Raw genomic sequence first — 19,150 nt, forward strand, 5'->3', positions numbered from 1 at the left:
GGTTTTCCGATTGGATCCACTCAGAATAGATCAACTTGCGCAACGCGCCAGCGAGTTCAGTGAGCATCCCCATCCCATATCCAATTCCAGATCCCCGGCAAATGAACAGGCTCGGAACTCTGCTTCACGGTGCGCGCCATGGCCGCCCGCTGTAGCGCTGCCGTGTCGTCGTAAAACGGTTTCTGCGCCGTGACCAGACCGGTGGCACTGGCACTGTCGAGGAGGATTTGCAGGTATTCGCGGGCATGCCGGGCGGTGTAGCGGTTGAGGTCGTGAAAGGTCACTACCACCGGAATCACCCCATCCACCGTCGGCAACTCGCCAAGGGCAATGCGCTCGCGGACCTCGGACAGCTGCCGCAGCATATTGGCCCGCCGCCGAGGGCTGGCATTGAAGCCCCAGATCTTGCCGTCATTGGCGCTCAGGTCGGTCAGCAGTACATGCATGCCGTGCTGCTGATAGGCCGCGAAAGTGCGCTTGTCATAATTCCAGAACGGCGGACGCACCAGGATCGGCGAGGCGCCAGTGATCGCAGCGATGTCTGCGCTGCCGTTGGTCAGCGACTGTTCCAGTTGTTCCGGCTCCAGGGAGCGATGGTTGGTGTGGTGGGGAGTGGCTGTGTGAAAGCCCAACAGGTGACCTTCGGCCTGTTCGCGCCGCATGATCTGGCGGCCCACGTCACTGCCGCCGGCGCCTGTGGCACGGGTCTGCACGAAGAACACGGCTTTGATGTCCGGTTGCAGCGGATTACGCGCCAGGCTGTCGAGCACGGTCACGGTCGGGTTGTAAAAACCGGACGCGCTGGGCCCGTCGTCGAAGGTCAGCAGAAAGCGGATTGGCGCTTGCGTGCGCAGGCGCTGTTGCGTCTGCGGTGTCATTTCAATGGGCGCGGCGATGCAGCCAAACAGGCCGACTGCAATGGCGAACGCGGATAGAACCTTGATCAACTGCTTCATGTTTTGCCTTGGGCCAGACCTTGCGGCCGTCATGTTTAATGGCAAAAGCCCCTCGCCCACTCATCCTTCGATCGGCCCGCCAATCGCTGCGAGCCGAGGTTGGATAAGGGTACACAGTGTTTGGTTCCAGTGCCTGTTCCCAGGTGAATGCATTTCAAACTACAAAAACCAAAAAGCCCCGCCATCCATTGGCGGGGCTTTGGGTAGGTGCAAGCCGATCAGGGCTTCAACGGACGTTCCTGGTCGCGATCCGACAGCTCTTTACCGTCGTCGGGGTGCTTCCAGTCCGGCGTCGAACGCTTCTGCCGCTCGATTTCTTCCTCCGTCGGTTCATCGGTCTCTTCATCCAGGTCCGGACGCTTTGGTTCAGTGGCCATGTCCACCTCCCGTCCTCAAAGGATCAGTCATCTATTTTTAAGCGTAGAACAGTTTCGGATGGGACGACTCAGAGCCACCAGCGCAGCAAAAAGAAGAACCCCATGCTCAACAACATGCTGAGCAAGGTGTTGCGGGTGTAAAGCACCAGGCCCACGGCCACCAGCGAACTGATCAGGTAGGGGTTGTCCCACTGCAGGTTCAGCTGTTTGTCAGGCATGAATACGATCGGCCCGCAGATGGCGGTGAGCATGCCCGGCACCGCGAAACCGAGGAACTGCCGGGCATTGCTGCTCAAGCGCACCGGCAGCCGAGGCTCGAGAAATACGTAGCGGTTCAGGAACACCAGCAGGCCCATCCCGATAATCACAGCCCAGACCATCATGTGCGCCCCACGTAGAGTTTGTTGCAGATAAAACCAGCGGTCATGCCCGCCAGCCCCGACAGCACCAGCGCCGAGCCCCATTGCCAATAGCTGAACAGCACCGAACAGAACAACGAGACCGCCACGCAGACTACCGTCGGCACATTGCGCACCACCGGCGTGATCAAGGCGATAAACGTCGCCGCGATGGAGAAATCCAGCCCCAGGTGTTCAAGGCCCGGAATGCTGCTGCCCAGCACAATGCCCGCCAGGGTGAAGAGGTTCCATGCGATGTAAAACGTCAAACCCACACCCAGGGCGTACCAGCGATTGAACTGCTGTTTGTCGTGCTGGCTGGTCAGGGCGAACAACTCGTCGGTGAGCAAAAAGCCCAGCCCCACACGCCAGCGGCCCGGCAACGGGGAAATCACCGAACGCATACTCATCCCGTACAGCAAATGCTGGGAGGTCAGCAACAACGTGGTCAACAGAATCGAAAACACCCCGGCACCGCCCTTGAGCATGCCGATGGCGACCAATTGCGCCGCACCGGCAAACACAATGCTCGACAACCCCTGGCCTTGCAGGGGGGTGAGGTTGGCCTCGATGGCCATGGAACCGGCCAGCAATCCCCAGGGCGCGGTCGCCAGGGACAACGGCATGATGGCTGCGGCACCGCGAAGGAAGGCACTGCGTGGCATGAGTGAGTTGGACATATCGCTCTACAACCAGGGAAAGGCCCCGACTGTGCCAGCCGCCACGGCTGAAGGCTTGAACAATCTTGCGCACTTGCAACGACCTCTTGTTTTGCTGCGCCGGGTCGTTGATTTGATGATTGACAAATATCCCGTCGACTTTTAAAACTGAGCGCCTCATTCGGGGTGTAACCAACCATGTCCGCAACCTTCAACCTCAACACTGTCGTCATTGGCTTGAATGCCAAGGCGCAAGGTTGCGTTGCGCGCGCCCCTAAATCGAAGAAACAGTCGCTCATGTGACCGGGGCGCGCTGTCCCGTCAGATGAGCTGACAGGACATTGAGCGCGACGGACACCCCTCCTCTTGCTGACTTCCTTCTACGCTTCTGACGGTGACGAAATCGGTCAACCTTCAGGAGAAAATGCATGTCATCGTTTCAAGGTATCTGGGTCCCCATCGTTACGCCGTTTCACAATGGCGCGATCGACTTCGTCGGGCTGCGGCGGTTGGTCAGTCATCTGCTGGAAAAAGGCGTCGATGGCATAGTGGTCTGTGGCACCACCGGGGAAGCCGCGGCGCTGGGCAAACACGAGCAACTGGCCGTGCTCGATGCCGTGCTGGAACAGGTGCCGCCAGAACGCGTGGTCATGGGCCTGGCCGGCAATAACCTCACCGAGTTGCTGCAATTTCAGAGCGAAATCCTGAAGCACCCCCTGGCAGGCTTGCTGGTTCCGCCGCCTTACTACATTCGCCCTTCCCAGGCCGGCCTCGAAGCCTTTTTCAACACCGTCGCCGATGCGTCCACTGTCCCGGTGATTCTCTACGACATTCCCTATCGCACCGGCATAGCCTTCGAGCAGGCGACCCTGCTCCGGATCGTCGCCCATGAGCGGATCGTCGCGATCAAGGACTGCGGCGGCAACCCAGCCAACACCTTCGCATTGCTCTCCAGCGGTAACGTCGACGTGCTGTGCGGCGAAGATAATCAGATCTTCAGCGCTTTGTGCCTGGGCGCCAAAGGCGCGATTGCCGCCTCGGCCCATGTTTATCCCGAGCTGTTCGTGACGCTGTATCAACAGCTTCGCGACAACCGTTTAGCCGCCGGCCGAACGACCTTCTTCCAGTTGCTGCCACTGATTCACAGCCTGTTCATCGAACCCAATCCCGCCCCGGTAAAAACCGCCCTGGCCCTTGAAGGATTGATCCTCGACGAGCTGCGAGCGCCAATGCAACGCAGCAGCGAAAGCACGGCGGTGCGTTTGAAAGAAGTACTGGCAGCGCTTGAAAACCGCAATCGATAGAGCACAAGCGTCCAGCCCGAGTACCATGGAGCGATTCACCTAACGCGTCAGGGAATCGACATGCTTTACCGAATCGCCGCCGACGGGCTGGTGCTGTCTCACTTGTTGTTCATTCTGTTCGTGCTGTTCGGCGGGCTGCTGGTGCTCAAATGGCGCCACCTGATCTGGTGGCACCTGCCCGCCGCCGCATGGGGCGTGATCGTGGAAGTCTTCCACCTGACGTGCCCACTCACCGAATGGGAAAACCGCATGCGCCACGCGGCCGGGCAAACCGGTTATGGTGGCGGTTTCATCGAACATTACGTGTGGCCGATCATTTATCCGGCCGGGCTGACGCCCACGATTCAACTGGCACTGGGCAGCGTGGTGCTGGCGCTCAACGTGCTGATCTATGCGCATCTGTTCCGGCAATGGAAGCATCCGACCCGTTCAGGCAGTAACCACCGGTCCGGTTGAGCTCAGTTGGCAATGACGCTCATGTTCCGGCCGCTGGCCTTGGCCACATACAGCGCCTTGTCCGCGGCGCCGACCATGTCATCGGGCTGGGCTTGCGCAGCCGGGTCGTAGGCGCAGACACCCACGCTGACCGTGACCACGCCCTCCACACCTTCAACGTGTTTGATGCCGGCCTGCTGAACGGCGCGACGAATCTTTTCCGCTATCAAAAAGGCCCCCACATAGTCGGTGCCGGGCAGCACCACCGTAAACTCCTCGCCACCGAAGCGGGCCGCGAGATCACCGGGGCGCTTGATGTTATCGGTGATGATGGCGCTGATTTTGCGCAGACACTGATCGCCCGCCAAATGACCGTAGTGGTCATTGAAGCTCTTGAAGTGGTCGACATCGATCATCAGCAGCGCAAGATGGGTCTGGCTACGCCTGGCGCGGCCCATTTCCGCGAGGATGAACAGGTCGAATTGACGCCGATTGGAAAGCCCTGTCAGTGCATCCTCCAGTGCCAGCAACTCCAGGCTGCGGTTGACCTCAATGAGTTTGTCCTGAGTCTCCAACAGATTGTTCTGAATATGATTCTGCTGCTTCATGAGGCGGATCAGGCGATAACCGAGAGCCCCCAGAAACCCCAGCAGCAACAGGACGATGCCCGCACTGAATATTGACTCCTGCCGCCAACTGGCCAGGACTTCCTCCTTGTCGAGCCCGGCAAAGATGACGAGCGGATACCCCTCGACCCGTCGAAACCCCACGACCCGCACCACCCCGTCGACAAAGGACCTGACGGTTGCCGTACCGGAATCCCCCTTGGGCAACAGTTGGGTAAACAGCGGCCCTTTGGCGACACTGGTGCCGATATCAGCTTCGTTGAACGGGCGCCGGACGACGATGGTGGCGTCATCGGCGATCAAGTTGATCACCCCGTTTTTGCCCATGTCGATGCTGTTGTACAGGTCCAGGAAATGGTTGAGGTAGATCGAAGCCACCACCACACCGGCAAACCGGCCATCGGCGTGATTGATCCGGCGTGACACGGTCATGATCCACTCACCGGTCGAGCGACTTTTTATCGACGGGCCGATATGCGGACCGCGATCGGGATGATCACGGTGATAGATGAAGTATTCACGGTCGGAGTTATTGGCATTGGGCGGTATGACATTAATGGCGTTGGCGAGCCAGCGTCCTTCTTCGTCGAACACGAACAGCCCATGGATCTGTACCAACTCACTGCGCTGAGCCTGGAGCAAACGTTGCAGTCGGGGAAATTTTTCCGGTTGCATGCCATCGATTTCGAGGCGGTCCACCAGGGAAAACAGTAGCGTGTCGGCCTGTTTGATCGATGCCTGCGCCTGCGAGGCCAGGGTTTGCGCCAGGTTGGACATCGCCACTTCGCTCTCACGCAGATGGTACTGACGCGAGTTCCACCCTTCCACGATCACAATGGCCATCAAGGACAGGCACACTGCAACGAGCAGAGAAACCACGTATCGAACCTTGAGCCTTGACTCAACCGGCTCGGGCACCCAAGGCGTGACGAGCCGGGTGTGCTCAATACGATCTTTGACGGACGGATGCCCCATGACGCTCCCTGAATCCCTTATGACATGGCGAATTTTCCCGTTCGCCCTTTTAGCGCCAGCCAGCCGTGACTGGCGCTCAAGCCACTACAACCCGACAACGATACGATAGGTGATTTGCACGAAAACGCTCATTACCAGCGATGGTAATGCTACATCGGCGTCTGTTTGATCGCCTCAAACCAGGCCGGATTCAATCGCGTCTGTTCGGTATCGATGCCCAGCGCTTCCATCCGTGCCTTGTGCTGGTCCATCTCGCGGGTCAGCTGACTATGGTCGCTGGAATTGCCGTCCAACTGGTGCATCTGGCTCAGCCCCAAGTGATAAAAGCGCAGCAGCTTCATGGCGGCAGGGTCGCCCTTCTCCACCGCCGCGGTCACCTGGTGCATGACGTTGGTGATGCTCATCAGGCTGCGCTTGAGCTGCCAACCGTAGACGGCCGGCGCCATCCATTCCTGGGTCCAGAACTTGCCGCGCATCAGCGCCACCGTCAGCAACAACGCGGCAAACACCCCGCCCACGTTGAACCGCAGATTGTCGCTACCGGGTTCACCGAACAGGGCCACCGCCGCCGTGGACAGCACCATCGCCAGCGCCAGGAACATCAGGGCGATGATCACCGTGCTGCGCCGCGTCTGGCGTCGATAGGTTTCGGCATTCATTGGCTGGATTTCGAACATCGCGACGGGGTTCCTTGCATCAATGGTAAAAGACGCTGTGACAAAAAGACTGCGGGGCATTATCGCCTCCCCGAAGGATTTAGCTATGCTGGAGCTCCTTTTCATCTTTTCATCGTCAAACGGGAGCATGGCGATACAGCGCAGTTCGTGCCATCTTCATCATGGATACACACTATTCGGATGCCATGCGCCGTTGCTGGCGGGTGACATCGTTTTAAGGATCATTGAATGACCCAACGACATGTAATCAACGCCTCGGTCAGCCCCAAAGGCAGCCTGGAAACACTGTCCCAACGTGAAGTACAGCAACTGAGCGAAGCCTCATCCGGCATCACCTACACCCTATTTCGCCAGTGCGCCCTGGCCATCCTCAATACCGGCGCCCACGTCGATAACGCCAAGACCATTCTGGAAGCCTACAAAGACTTCGAAATCCGCATTCACCAGCAAGACCGTGGCGTACGCCTGGAACTGCTGAACGCCCCGGCCGACGCCTTCGTCGATGGCGAAATGATCGCCAGCACCCGGGAAATGCTCTTCAGCGCCCTGCGCGACATCGTCTACACCGAAAACGAACTCGACGCCTTGAGCATCGACCTGAGCACGTCCCAGGGCATCAGCGACTACGTCTTCCACCTGCTGCGCAACGCCCGCACCCTGCGCCCCGGCGTCGAGCCGAAAATCGTGGTGTGCTGGGGCGGCCACTCGATCAACACCGAAGAATACAAATACACCAAGAAAGTCGGCCACGAACTCGGCCTGCGCAGCCTGGACATCTGCACCGGTTGCGGCCCCGGCGTGATGAAAGGCCCGATGAAAGGCGCGACCATCGCCCATGCCAAGCAGCGTATCCACGGCGGCCGCTACCTCGGCTTGACTGAGCCTGGAATCATCGCCGCCGAGGCACCGAACCCGATCGTCAACGAACTGGTGATCCTGCCGGACATCGAGAAACGCCTGGAAGCCTTCGTGCGGGTCGGCCACGGCATCATCATTTTCCCGGGCGGCGCGGGCACGGCCGAAGAGTTCCTGTACCTGCTCGGCATCCTGATGCACCCGGACAACCAGCACCTGCCGTTCCCGGTGATCCTCACCGGTCCGAAAAGCGCCGCGCCGTATCTGGAGCAACTGCACGCCTTCGTCGGCGCAACCCTCGGTGAAGAAGCGCAGCAGCACTACGAGATCATCATCGACGACCCGGCTGAAGTGGCGCGGCAGATGACTCAGGGCCTCAAAGCGGTCAAGCAGTTCCGCCGCGAGCGCAACGACGCGTTCCATTTCAACTGGCTGCTGAAGATCGACGAAGGCTTCCAGCGCCCGTTCGACCCGACCCACGCCAACATGGCCAACCTGCAACTGAGCCGCAACCTGCCGTCCCACGAACTGGCCGCCAATCTGCGTCGCGCGTTCTCCGGCATCGTCGCCGGCAACGTCAAGGACAAAGGCATCCGCCTGATCGAAGAACACGGGCCATACCAGATCCGTGGCGATGCAGCAGTCATGCAGCCGCTGGACCACTTGCTCAAAGCCTTCGTGGCCCAGCACCGGATGAAACTGCCGGGCGGCGCGGCGTATGTGCCGTGCTATCAGGTGGTGGCTTGAAAGATCGTTCCCACGCGCAGCAAAGGAATGCAGCCCGGGTTCGCGGTCAAACGAACAAGGTGGCAGCTGTACGCGGGTTGACCGACCGGACATCAAGGAATCCGGCACACCGAAGTGTCCCACGCACAGCCACCGCGACACGATATTCCAGGCAATGCCTGAAAAGGTCTTGGACGCTGGCGCGCCTTGATTTATTCGGACGGTCAAATCCGATCGCTGATTGGTCAGCGACCCGGAAACGATAGAGCCCGGCCTCAAGTCGCACAAGCCGGCGGTTTCTGGCGTAGTCGTAGGCAGCGGCGCAAGGCTGTGTAGCCTTAGAGAGTGTCTGGAGATGTCGATTAAACATCGCCTGTTTATTGGTCCTACTGTGGGTTTTGTGCTGGCTGGGCCGGCCTCTTCGCGAGCAAGCCCGCTCCCACAGGGGATCTTCGGTGGACACATTATTTGTGTACGCCTGAGATCCCCTGTGGGAGCGGGCTTGCTCGCGAAGGGGCCCGTAAGAACACCGCCAACTTTCGGTCAGTCCGCCAATCGCGTCGCAAGAGACTTGGCCTGACTCGCCACATCAGTCACCGCCGTACTCTCCCACCACATCCCGCGCAACGGCGGGCCCATGGCGAACAGACGGCTGGCGACCTGCCCATCGGCACTGAGTACCGCACCATCCGCTGCAGCGGCGATGCCCAACGCCAATGGCCCCGGCCGTACCAGCCCGCGAGCGAGCAACTGCTGCGGCAACGGACGGGCCACCCGGCGCCAGTCGTATTCGATACCGCTGGAGTTGATCAGCGCCGCGCCGTGCACCACGCAAGTTTCAGTCTCGCCACGCCGACGAATGCGGATACTGACCTCGCCGTCCGAAGCAGGCTCAAGCCCCTTGAACGACGCCGCCTGAATCCGCAACCGCCCTTCCCCATGCAAACGCGCCACCAACTCGGCACTCAACGGCGGCGAGCGATGGTGATGGCTTTCCCACCACGGCCGTACATGCCGCACAAACTGCCGACGCTGCACATCGGTCGCCTGACTCCACAACCGCCCGATATGCGCCCGCACCGTGTCCAACGGCGCTTGCCAGTCGATGCCCTGGGCGATGGCGTCGCGACAATGCCGGCGCAGTTCGCGCACCAACTGACGCGGTGTGCGAATGCTGTGATCCTCGGCGAGAAAGTCCACCCACGCCGGTGGCTGCCTGCGCACATGCGGCAGCAGGCCATGACGAGAAAAGACTTCGATCGGCCCGCGATGCCCGGCCTGCTCCAGCGACACCACGGCATCGACCATGGTCAGGCCCGAGCCGATGATCAGCACCGTCGACTGCGGATCGAGTTGACCCATGGCGGCTACATCCCACGGGTCGAGTGCAGCGGCATTCAAACCGCTGGATTCGGTTTGCGGCGTGCGGGCGGCCGGAAACATTCCGGTCGCCAACACCGCGTAAGCGCCCTGTAATTGCTGCCCATCACTCAGGCTCAACCGCACCGAATCGCTCAACGTTTCCAGGTCCACCACCTCGGCCCGCACATGTTCGACTCTCGACCCCTTCAATGCGCCCACCGCCTGCGCTTCAGCCAGACGCTGCTGCACATAAACGCCGAACAGCCCGCGCGGCGGAAACAGTTCGCTGACCGGCACATGTTGCTCATCCGACTCCGGCCAGCCACCGGCGGCGATGTGTTCGGTCAGCCATTGGGTCAGGTCATCGGCGTTGTCCGGGTCGACGCTCATCCGCGCCGCGTTGCCATTGAGCGTATGCCCCAATTCCACCGCGCTATAGGCTTCGCCACGGCCCAGTTCTGCCCGCGGCTCGATCACCAGCACCCGGCGTTGACCGGGCAAACGCAACAACTGCGCCGCCAGCATCGCGCCACTCAGGCCGCCGCCGATGATCAGGATGTCAGCGTGGCGGATGGCGTCGGTCGCCTGTCCGCTTGAGGTGTCAGTCATGGCGTTCTCACTGGTCATTGTTTACCTAGATAAAAGTCATGCAGATCGCCCCGTGCCAGTAACTCATCGGCGACGCCGGACAGCACCACGCGACCGGTATCGAGGACGTAGGCCTGTGAGGCGTACTTGAGTGCCACGTTAATATTTTGCTCGGCAATCAGGAAGCTCACCTGCTCGTCTCGATTGAGTTGCGCCACGATTTCGAAAATCTCCTGGACGATAATAGGCGCCAAACCCATGGAAGGTTCATCGAGCAGTACCAAAGTAGGACGTGTCATCAACGCCCGGCCAATGGCGACCATCTGCTGTTCGCCACCGGAGGTCAGCCCGGCCCGGGTCTTGCGTTTGGTTTTCAGGCGTGGAAACCAGGCGTAGATGCGCTCCAGATCCGCCGCCAGGTCCTTGCGGCTCAGACCGCGAACGAAGCCGCCGCTGCGCAGGTTGTCCTCCACCGTCAGTTGTGGGAACACGTGCCGGCCCTCCAGCACATGCACCATGCCCTGGCGCACGCGAACGCTCGGATTAACCCCTGCGGTATCGCGCCCGAGAAACTCGATCGTCCCTCGACTGACTTCCGCGCGCTCGGCCCGTACCAGCCCGGAAATCGCCTTGAGCGTGGTGCTTTTGCCCGCACCGTTGGCCCCGAGCAATGCGACGATGCCGCCCTTGGGCACCGTCAGCGACACCCCGGCCACGGCCAGGATCGCCCCGTCGTAGATCACCTCGATGTCGTTCACTTGCAACAGGTCATTGGCGGCAATGTCGCTGGCGGCTTGGCTCATGGGTTATTCATCCCCGGTGCAGGTGCGTGGTGCCAGGCCTTTTTCCTTGGCGAACGCGGCGGATTTTTCATCGATCAAGGGCCGCAGCAAGGCGCGGTCGGCGGGGATCCAGTCGCTGATCAGCGTCCAGTTGGCGCCGTCCCACTGCTGGACCCGCGCCGAACCGCCACCCTCATGATCCTTGCACGACAGCTTGAGGTTCTGCATCAGGCCGAAGTAGCCCATGTCCTTGAGCCGCGCGTCGTCGATGTTCAGGTGTTCCAGGCCCCAGCGCCCTTCTTCGCCGTTAAGCGGCCGCTTGCCGAATTTGCCTTGGGCGGTACGGATCGCTTCCACCATCACTGCCGCGTTCACCAGCCCGGAGTTGTAATAGACGCTGCCGAAATTCTTCAGGTCCTTGAGGTCGCTTTTGCCCTTGTCGAGGATGGCTTGCTTGAGGCGTTTGTGGATCTCGAATTCGCTGCCGGCCGGGTATGGCGTCAGCGCCAGATACCCTTTGGCGGCGGCGCCCGCAGGCAACACGTCTTCGCTGGAACTGGCCCAGATGTCGCCGACGATATGGTCAACCGGGAAGCCGAAACGCGCCGCTGTCTTGACCGCCACCGGCGTCGACACGCCCCAGGTGCGCAGGAACACCCAGTCCGGGTTAGCCTGGCGCACTTGCCGCCATTGCGCCGATTGCTCGTTGCCCGGATCGGCCACCGGGATCTGGATGTTTTCGAAGCCGTACTTCTCCGCCAGCAGCTTTAACGGGCCGAGTGTTTCCCGACCGTAAGCCGAGTCGTGATAAACCGTGGCGATTTTCTTGCCCTTGAGTTTGTCGAACCCGCCCTCGCGCTGGGCGATGTAGTTGATCAGGCTCGAAGCCTCGCTGTAGAAGGTCAGCATCACCGGAAAGTTGTACGGAAACACCGTGCCGTCGGTGGCTTCGGTGCGACCGTAACCGAGGGTGATCAGCGGGATCTTGTCGACTTCCGCCCGCTCGCTCAACGCATACGCCGCCGGTGCGCCGTTGGGTGAATAGATCGCCACCGGCGCGCCATCCAGGCCTTTCTTGAAGCGCTCATAGCACTCGATGCCCTTCTCCGCCGTCCATTCGGTTTCACATTCCTGCCAGACCAGTTTCACGCCATTGATCCCGCCTTCCACATCGTTGATGTAGTTCAGGTAATCGAGCATGCCGGCCCACACCTGCACGCCGCTCGAGGCATATGCGCCAACGCGATACGTGGCCAACGGGAAGAATTGCTGGTCCGCCGAGGCCTGAACCATCGGCACTGTACTGCCGTAAACCGCCAGCGTCAGAGCGGCGCCGGCCAACGAACGTTTCAAGGATGCACGCATGTTGTCTCTCTAATAGTGGGGGGTTCAGAAGCGCAGCGGCCAGTGACGCAGCTGTTCACGGAGGTTGCTCAAGAGGCGGATCAGACCTTCCGGTTCCTTGATCAGGAACAGGATGATCAGCACGCCGAAGATGATTTTTTGCAGGTTCTGCAACTGCCCCGCGTCCACCGAACCGCCGAACAGCGCTTGGCCGGTGTGGCTGAGCAGGATCGGCAGCAGGCTGATGAACGCCGCGCCGACGAAGTTACCGGCGATGCTGCCCATGCCACCGATAATGATGATGAACAGGATCTGGAACGACCGGTTGATATCGAAGCTACTGGCGCTGGCCGTACCGAGATAGGCAAAGGCCCACAGCGCCCCGGCGATGCCCAGGTAAAACGAGCTGACAGCGAACGCCAGGTGCTTATAACGCACCACCGCAATGCCGATGACGGCAGCGGCGGTGTCCATGTCGCGGATCGCCATCCAGTTGCGGCCGATCTGGCTTTTCACCAGGTTCACCGCGACCCAGGTCAACAACAGCACCGTGGTCAGGGTCAGCAGATAGCGACCCAATGGGGTGTTGAGGTCATGGCCGAACAGCGCCAGTGTCGGCGCGGAAATGGTCCCGGACGAACCGTAGTTGTAGAACCAGGGGAATTTGACGAACAACCACTCAAGAAAGAACTGCGCGGCCAACGTGGTGACCATCAGATAGAAGCCCTTGATCCGCGAACTCGGCAGGCCGAAGACAAAGCCGACCATTGCGCTGATCAGCCCCCCGCCCAGCAGCGCTACCGGCAGACCGAGCTCGGGCAATCGCAACAAGAATCCATAGGTGGCAAAGGCCCCGACCGCCATGAAACCGGCCGCGCCGACCGAAGTCTGGCCGGTATAACCGGTCAGCAGATTGAGGCCAAGCCCGGCCAGGGACAGCACCAGGAACGGGATCAGAATCGCGTTCAGCCAATAGTCGTTGCCGGTCAGCGGCACGACGACGAAGGCGATCAACAACAAGCCAAGCAGGCCAAACGGCACACGACGCTGGATCAACACCGCCGGTGCGGTTTCGCGGGTTAGGGAAATCGACATGGGTTCAGACTCGCTCGATGGCGCGCTCGCCGAACAGGCCGGCGGGACGGATGTACAGGAAGGCCAAGGCCAGGACATAGGCAAACCACGGGGTGATACCGCCGCCAATCAGCGGGCCGAGGTAAACCTCGGCGAGGTTCTCCGCCGCACCGACGATCAACCCGCCGACAATCGCCCCGCCAATCGAAGTGAAGCCGCCGATGATCAATACCGGCAAGGCCTTGAGCACCACCAGCGACAGGGAAAACTGCACCCCCTGGCGCGCGCCCCACAGCAACCCGGCCACCAGCCCGACAATGCCCGCCACCGCCCAGACGATCTGCCAGATGCGGTTGAGGTTGATGCCGATCGACAGCGCGGCGGTGGTGTCATCCGCCACCGCGCGCAACGACACGCCGATGCGGGTTTTGTTGAACAGCAGCGCCAGCACCGTCACCAACACGATGGCGGCCGCCGCCGCGATCAGGTCGAACTGGCTGACCATCATCCCGCCGATAAAGATCGGCACGTCATCGATGCCCAGATCCAGCGCGCGCACCTGCGAGCCCATCAAGCCCTGGGCCAGACCTTCGATGATGAACGACAGCCCGAGCGTCGCCATGAACAAAGTGATCTGCGAGCGATTGACCAGTGGCCGCAACACCAGCCGTTCGATCAGCAACGCGCCGATGATCATCACCACAACGGTCAGCAACAGCGCCACGGCGAACGGCACGCCTTGATCGTGCAGGCTGACAAAGGTCAGCGCGGCGAACAGCAGCATCGCGCCCTGGGCGAAATTGAACACACCGCTGGCCTTGTAGATCAGCACGAAGCCGATGGCGACCAGCGAGTACATGGTCCCGGCAAGCAAGCCGCCGAGCAGGGTTTCGAAGAAGAATGTCATCAGTGCACCACCCCCAGATACGCCGCGATCACTTCGGGATTGGCTTGCACTTCGGCGGGTGTGCCATCACCGACCTTGCGCCCGTAATCGAGCACCACCACATGGTCGGACAGGCCCATCACCACGCTCATGTCGTGCTCGATCAACACCACCGTGGTGCCGAGATCGCGGTTGATGTCGGCAATGAAACGGGCCATTTCCCGTTTCTCGTCGGCGTTCATCCCGGCCATCGGCTCGTCGAGCAGCAACAGCCTGGGGCCGGCGATCAAGGCACGGCCCAGCTCCACGCGTTTTTGCAGGCCGTAGGACAGCTGGTCCACCGGCACATCGCGGTGGGCTTGCAGTTCGAGGAATTCAAGAATGCCTTGAGCCTGCTGACGGAAGTCTTCCGCCTCACGCCGGGCGCTCGGCAGGTTCAGCACCTGCTCAATGAAACGGCTGCGCAAATGCCGCGACAGGCCGGTGAGGATGTTGTCGATCACGCTCATCTTCTTGAACAGCGCATTGTTCTGGAACGTGCGCCCGATGCCCCGGCGTGCGGCGATCAACGGGTCGATGCGCTTGAACGGCTGTTGCTCGAACACTATCGAACCGGCATCGAAGCGGTACACGCCGTTCAACACGTTGAGCAGCGAACTCTTGCCGGCGCCGTTGGGGCCGATCAACGCGCAGATCTCGCCCCGGCGCACGTCGAACGACAGTTCATTGATCGCCTTCACGCCTTTGAAGGACAGGGAAATACCGCTGACTTGCAGAATGGAATCGGTCGAGCTCATGCGATGTCCCGTTTGAATTCAGCGAGCCAGGCCGGCTCGGGTTGAGCATCGGAAATGCGGGTGGCTTGCCAGATGAATCGCAGGTTGTGGAAGCCCAACAGGTGGCGAACGCGGTTCTTGATCAAGCGTTGCAGGCCTTTTTCCGGATGGGCGATGGCCCAGTCACAGAGGCGTCGGCGCCAGGTACCATGGGGGGCGAGGCGGCTGTCGATTTCTGCGGCCAATAGTTGCAGGCGTTCGGCGGACAGCAGCAGCCCGGACGGCGCCACTTCACGGCGATCACGGCTGGCGCTGCCGGGGCTTTCCGGGAAGGCGAGGGATTGGCCGCTGGTCAGCCATTGCTCCAGCAGCACCGTCAGACCGTGCTGCCACTGGGTACCCTCCTCACTCCACAGTTGCGCATCCTGATTCCAGCGGCTGAGGCGTTGCGGGGCTTCAACCGGGCCAAACAGGTCGGCGAAATTCAGCGGCGACTGGCCTTGGTTGATCCAGAGTTGCTGCGTTTGTCGTGCCTGAACGAATGAGTGGGTCGGACGACTGCGCCACAGGGCTTTGTGCAGGGCTTCGGGGTCGAGGTTGTCCGGCAGTGTCAGCAGTTCGGCATCGATGTGCCGGGCAGCCAGCGCGAGAAGCAGCAGATTCGGTTCGAAAGCGCCGCTCAGGGCCAGACGCGAATCTTCGGTGAAACCTTGCTGACGCAAACCATCGGCCAGCCGCTCGACATCGCGCAAGACATCGATCCAGCGCCAGACGACCCATTGGCCGTGGCGCTTGTGGCGCAGCGCCGGTTGCAATGGGCTGACCTGCGCCCAGTGCTGCAGCTGCTCCAGAGCCCGGGGCACCTTGACCTGCCATTCGGTGGTATCCGCGATGGGCGGACGCTTGAGTTCATGCACGCTCATTGGCTTACCTCTTTTCCATGGGCAGAAGCGTGCGGTGGTCCGCTGGGCTGGAATCTGTAAAACACCACCGCCCCAATGTGGGAGCGGGCTTGCTCGCGAAATCGATGTAACTGGCGATATCAATGTTGAATGTGCCGGCCTCTTCGCGGGCAAGCCACGCTCCCACAGGGTTTTGTCGTCCACAAATATCGCCGGCGATACGAAACCTGTGGGAGCGTGGCTTGCCCGCGATGGCATCTAGGCAGACACCACTTTCCTCTCCTGCCGCCGCAACCCCTCCAGGTCGCGATAGCCGCTGCCCGGATGTAGCTCCGGTAATCGCGCCCCTTCCCCAAACAACTTCTCGCGCAACGTCCCTGGCGCATATTCGGTCTTGTACACCCCGCGCTTCTGCAACTCCGGCACCAGCAATTCCACGGCGTCGATAAAGGTTTCGTGGGTCAGCGCATACGCCAGGTTGAAGCCATCCACATCGGTCTCCTCGACCCATTCCTGCAGCAGGTCGGCGACGGTCTCGGGGCTGCCGACAAACAGCGGCCCGAAACCACCGATCCCGACCCAATCGGCCAGTTCGTTCGGCGTCCAGACCTTGTTCGGGTCCGCCGTGGAAAACGCCTCCACCGCCGACTGAATCGCATTGGTGTGCACGTGCTTGAGCGGCTCATCCGGTTTGAACTGGCTGAAATCGATGCCGGTCCAGCCTGAGATCAGCGCCATGGCGCCTTCGTAGCTGACCCAGGTTTTGTATTCCTCGAACTTGGCTTTGGCCTTGGCATCGGTTTCGCCCAGGATCACGGTTTGCAGGTTGAAGATCAGAATCTTCGACGGATCGCGCCCGGCTTCGGCGGCACGGCGACGAATGTCAGCCACGGTTTTCTTCAGCAGTACTTTCGACGGTGCAGCGACGAATACGCATTCGGCATGTTCGGCGGCGAACTGCTTGCCGCGACTGGAGGCGCCCGCCTGATAGAGCACCGGCGTGCGCTGCGGCGAAGGCTCACAGAGGTGAATCCCTGGCACTTGAAAGTGTTTGCCGACGTGGCGGATCTCGTGAATTTTGCTCGGGTCGCTGAAGATCCGCCGCTCACGATCGCGCAGGATCGCGCCCTCTTCCCAGCTGCCCTCCCACAGCTTGTAGCAAACCTCCAGATATTCTTCGGCGAAGTCATAACGGGCGTCGTGTTCGGTCTGGTTTTTTTGCCCGAGGTTCTTCGCACCGCTTTCCAGGTACGAGGTAACGATGTTCCAGCCAGCGCGGCCCTTGGTCAGGTGATCGAGGGTCGACAGGCGCCGGGCGAACGGATACGGATGCTCGAACGACAGCGACGCGGTCAGGCCGAAACCCAGGTGTTCGGTGACCAGCGCCATCGGCGGGATCAATTGCAGCGGATCGTTGACCGGCACCTGCGCCGCCTGGCGGATCGCCGCGTCACCGTTGCCGTTGTAGACGTCGTAGATGCCGAGCACATCGGCAATGAACAAACCGTCGAACTTGCCGCGCTCGAGGATTTTCGCCAGATCGGTCCAGTACTCCAGATCCTTGTATTGCCAGGAGCGATCGCGCGGATGCGCCCACAGGCCGGGCGACTGGTGGCCGACGCAGTTCATGTCAAAGGCGTTGAGACGAATTTTGCGGGCCATCAAACGACACTCCCAGCGCTTGGGGGATGGATGCCGTTGAGGCGGAAGTTGCCGATGAGGTGGAGTTTCCAGCGCAGCGGGTCGTGCAGTGAGCCGTGCAATGCGGTGCGTTGGCCGGTGAGTTCGAATTCGGCGTTGCTGACGGCATTTAACGCGTCCGCGCTGGCCAGGTGCGACTCGGCGATGGCGACGCGGATTTCCGTGTCGTCATCAACGCTGTTCAGAAAATCTTCAGCACGTTCGAGCAGCGCGGCGGCGACTTCGATGCGGATGTGCAAGTCGCCGAAGCGGCTGATGACGAAAGGATCATCCGAGGATGGGGGCTGCTGGCGGACGAAACGCAACGTCACATCGAACAGAGTGCGAGCGTTGTGCAGGTCGTGCTGACTTTTGGCCAGGGGCTGCCCGGCAACAATCGGTTGGGTCAAGGCGTTCATGGGTGGCTCCTCAGTTCCAGGCGTGGCGTGCAGGCTTCACGCCGTTGAGCAGGTAGTTGCCGATCAAGTGGTATTTCCAGCGTGCCGGATCGTGCAGGGTGTGCGTCCGGGCGTTGCGCCAGTGGCGGTCGAGGTTGTATTTGCCGAGCACCGAGCGAGTACCGGCCAGCTCGAAGAGTTTGCTGCTGGCAAGCAAGGCGATCTCGGCGGACAGCACTTTGGCCTGGGCGACCACCACCGAGGCACGGGCCACCGTGTCTTCATTGGGGTTGAGTAGCGCATGGTCGATTGCGCGGCCAGCCTTTTGCACAATGGCTTCGGTGCCGTGGACTCGCCATTCCAGCTCGCCAATTGCAGCGATGCTGAACGGGTCCTGCCAGCCGTGATCCTGCCCACTGTCGATCCAGGGTCGGGCTTGACGGGCGTAGCGTTTGGTTTCTTCCAGGGCACCGACGGCGATGCCAGTGTCCACGGCCGCCTGGATGATTTGCGAAATCGGGCCATCGGCGGTGGGCTCGTCGAAGGCTTTATGGGCGGGGATCACGGCGCTGAGCGGGACTTTAACCGCGTTGAGCGTGACACCGCCGCTGGCCGTGGTGCGCTGGCCAAAACCGTCCCAACTGTCGATCACCGTCAGGCCGGGCTTGTCGCGCTCGATAAACGCGATGAACGCCTTGTTCTCTTCATCGACCGCCACCGCCGGCACGATGTGCGCGAACAACGCGCCGGTGCAGTAGAACTTCTCGCCGTCGATTTGCGCGGTGTCTTTGTCGAAACGAATGCGGGTTTCGAAGGCACCGGCGTTTTTGCTTTTGGATTCAGAGAAGGCGTTGCCGAATCGGTAGCCCTGCAAGACTTTGCCGAAGTAGTAACGCTTCTGCTCTTCGGTGGCGGTTTGCAAAAGGATGTCGAGCACCCCGAGGTGGTTTTGCGGTATCTGGCCAAGGGATGAGTCGGCGGCGGAAATGATCTTGATCACTTCGGCAACGGTCACGTAAGAAACGCCGGCGCCGCCGTATGCCTTGGGAACGGTGATGCCCCAGAGACCACTGGCGGAAAATTCGTCGAGTTCGGCGATTGGCAAGCGTCGGTCGCGGTCGCGGAGGCTGGCCTCGATGGCGAAGCGCGCGGCGAGCTTGTGAGCGACGGCGATGGCTTCGGCGTCCGAGTGGATGACGTGGGCGGTGCGAGGGGATTGGGCAGAGGCTGTCATGGGCCGACTCCAGAATTCTGGTGAATACCCCAGAACTTTTGCAGGAGTCATGCCTGAAATTAAATTTCTTTTATTTCAATAAGTTGGCGAATTATCAGAGAAACACTTGCAGCTTAAAAACAGCAAAGTGCTTATC

Annotated in this window: 19 protein-coding genes; 3 read left to right on the forward strand and 16 right to left on the reverse strand. The window is 60.8% G+C overall.

Annotated elements, in window-relative coordinates:
- Positions 1-56: 56 nt before the first annotated feature.
- The 4 genes from PSH64_RS18565 to PSH64_RS18580 all read right to left on the reverse strand — a co-directional run bounded on the left by PSH64_RS18565 (position 57) and on the right by PSH64_RS18580 (position 2,411).
- Positions 57-956, reverse strand: coding sequence for a polysaccharide deacetylase family protein (locus tag PSH64_RS18565; RefSeq protein WP_105341422.1), 900 nt, complete (start codon positions 954-956; stop codon positions 57-59).
- Between the two features lie 218 nt (positions 957-1,174).
- Entirely contained in the window at positions 1,175-1,333 is a 159-nt protein-coding gene (locus PSH64_RS18570; RefSeq protein WP_181150651.1) for a hypothetical protein, read from the reverse strand.
- 68 nt (positions 1,334-1,401) lie between these two features.
- Entirely contained in the window at positions 1,402-1,713 is a 312-nt protein-coding gene (locus tag PSH64_RS18575; protein WP_162830927.1) for an AzlD domain-containing protein, read from the reverse strand.
- Positions 1,713-2,411: an AzlC family ABC transporter permease gene (locus PSH64_RS18580; protein ID WP_032830637.1), complete on the reverse strand. Its 699-nt coding sequence runs from the start codon at positions 2,409-2,411 to the stop codon at positions 1,713-1,715. Before PSH64_RS18580 ends, PSH64_RS18575 begins: the two co-directional genes overlap by 1 nt.
- Positions 2,412-2,818: 407 nt before the next feature.
- Between PSH64_RS18580 and dapA the strand changes: the two genes are divergently transcribed.
- Positions 2,819-3,694, forward strand: a complete 876-nt coding sequence (gene dapA / locus PSH64_RS18585; protein ID WP_305478140.1) for a 4-hydroxy-tetrahydrodipicolinate synthase — start codon at positions 2,819-2,821, stop codon at positions 3,692-3,694.
- Between the two features lie 60 nt (positions 3,695-3,754).
- On the forward strand, positions 3,755-4,150 hold the full coding sequence (locus PSH64_RS18590) for a DUF2784 domain-containing protein (RefSeq protein ID WP_105341438.1): 396 nt from the start codon (positions 3,755-3,757) through the stop codon (positions 4,148-4,150).
- Between the two features lie 2 nt (positions 4,151-4,152).
- On the opposite strand, the gene PSH64_RS18595 is transcribed toward PSH64_RS18590, so the two are convergent.
- The gene (locus PSH64_RS18595; RefSeq protein WP_305478143.1) at positions 4,153-5,730 is read right to left on the reverse strand and encodes a sensor domain-containing diguanylate cyclase; all 1,578 of its coding nucleotides are present in this window, start codon (positions 5,728-5,730) and stop codon (positions 4,153-4,155) included.
- A gap of 149 nt (positions 5,731-5,879) precedes the next feature.
- A complete protein-coding gene (locus tag PSH64_RS18600; protein ID WP_105341443.1) occupies positions 5,880-6,407 on the reverse strand; it encodes a DUF3087 domain-containing protein in 528 nt (175 codons plus the stop codon).
- Positions 6,408-6,635: 228 nt separating this feature from the next.
- On the opposite strand from PSH64_RS18600, the gene ppnN reads away from it, so the two are divergent.
- Complete coding sequence (gene ppnN, locus PSH64_RS18605; RefSeq protein ID WP_305478146.1) at positions 6,636-8,009, forward strand: nucleotide 5'-monophosphate nucleosidase PpnN; 1,374 nt, start codon at positions 6,636-6,638, stop codon at positions 8,007-8,009.
- A gap of 522 nt (positions 8,010-8,531) precedes the next feature.
- Here ppnN and PSH64_RS18610 read toward each other — a convergent pair.
- The 10 genes from PSH64_RS18610 to PSH64_RS18655 form a co-directional block, all read right to left on the reverse strand.
- Positions 8,532-9,959 (reverse strand): FAD/NAD(P)-binding protein, encoded by a 1,428-nt coding sequence (locus PSH64_RS18610; protein WP_305478148.1) that lies wholly within the window; start codon positions 9,957-9,959, stop codon positions 8,532-8,534.
- 14 nt (positions 9,960-9,973) lie between these two features.
- On the reverse strand, positions 9,974-10,741 hold the full coding sequence (locus PSH64_RS18615) for an ABC transporter ATP-binding protein (RefSeq protein ID WP_105341447.1): 768 nt from the start codon (positions 10,739-10,741) through the stop codon (positions 9,974-9,976).
- Positions 10,742-10,744: 3 nt separating this feature from the next.
- A complete protein-coding gene (locus tag PSH64_RS18620) occupies positions 10,745-12,085 on the reverse strand; it encodes an ABC transporter substrate-binding protein (RefSeq protein ID WP_305478151.1) in 1,341 nt (446 codons plus the stop codon).
- 24 nt (positions 12,086-12,109) lie between these two features.
- Entirely contained in the window at positions 12,110-13,159 is a 1,050-nt protein-coding gene (locus tag PSH64_RS18625; RefSeq protein ID WP_305478153.1) for a branched-chain amino acid ABC transporter permease, read from the reverse strand.
- Between the two features lie 4 nt (positions 13,160-13,163).
- Positions 13,164-14,045, reverse strand: coding sequence for a branched-chain amino acid ABC transporter permease (locus tag PSH64_RS18630; RefSeq protein ID WP_305478155.1), 882 nt, complete (start codon positions 14,043-14,045; stop codon positions 13,164-13,166).
- Positions 14,045-14,821, reverse strand: a complete 777-nt coding sequence (locus PSH64_RS18635) for an ABC transporter ATP-binding protein (RefSeq protein ID WP_305478157.1) — start codon at positions 14,819-14,821, stop codon at positions 14,045-14,047. The genes PSH64_RS18630 and PSH64_RS18635 overlap by 1 nt, the downstream gene beginning before the upstream one ends.
- Positions 14,818-15,723 carry an AMP-binding protein gene (locus PSH64_RS18640; RefSeq protein WP_305478159.1) on the reverse strand — a complete coding sequence of 302 codons (906 nt, stop codon included), beginning with the start codon at positions 15,721-15,723 and terminating at the stop codon, positions 14,818-14,820. The genes PSH64_RS18635 and PSH64_RS18640 overlap by 4 nt, the downstream gene beginning before the upstream one ends.
- Positions 15,724-15,960: 237 nt before the next feature.
- Positions 15,961-17,364, reverse strand: coding sequence for an LLM class flavin-dependent oxidoreductase (locus tag PSH64_RS18645; RefSeq protein WP_105341461.1), 1,404 nt, complete (start codon positions 17,362-17,364; stop codon positions 15,961-15,963).
- Entirely contained in the window at positions 17,364-17,801 is a 438-nt protein-coding gene (locus PSH64_RS18650) for an acyl-CoA dehydrogenase (RefSeq protein WP_305478161.1), read from the reverse strand. Before PSH64_RS18650 ends, PSH64_RS18645 begins: the two co-directional genes overlap by 1 nt.
- A 10-nt stretch (positions 17,802-17,811) precedes the next feature.
- Positions 17,812-19,014, reverse strand: a complete 1,203-nt coding sequence (locus PSH64_RS18655; RefSeq protein WP_105341466.1) for an SfnB family sulfur acquisition oxidoreductase — start codon at positions 19,012-19,014, stop codon at positions 17,812-17,814.
- Positions 19,015-19,150: the final 136 nt, after the last annotated feature.

It is taken from the genome of Pseudomonas sp. FP1742 (assembly GCF_030687145.1).
Lineage (GTDB): Bacteria > Pseudomonadota > Gammaproteobacteria > Pseudomonadales > Pseudomonadaceae > Aquipseudomonas > Aquipseudomonas frederiksbergensis_D.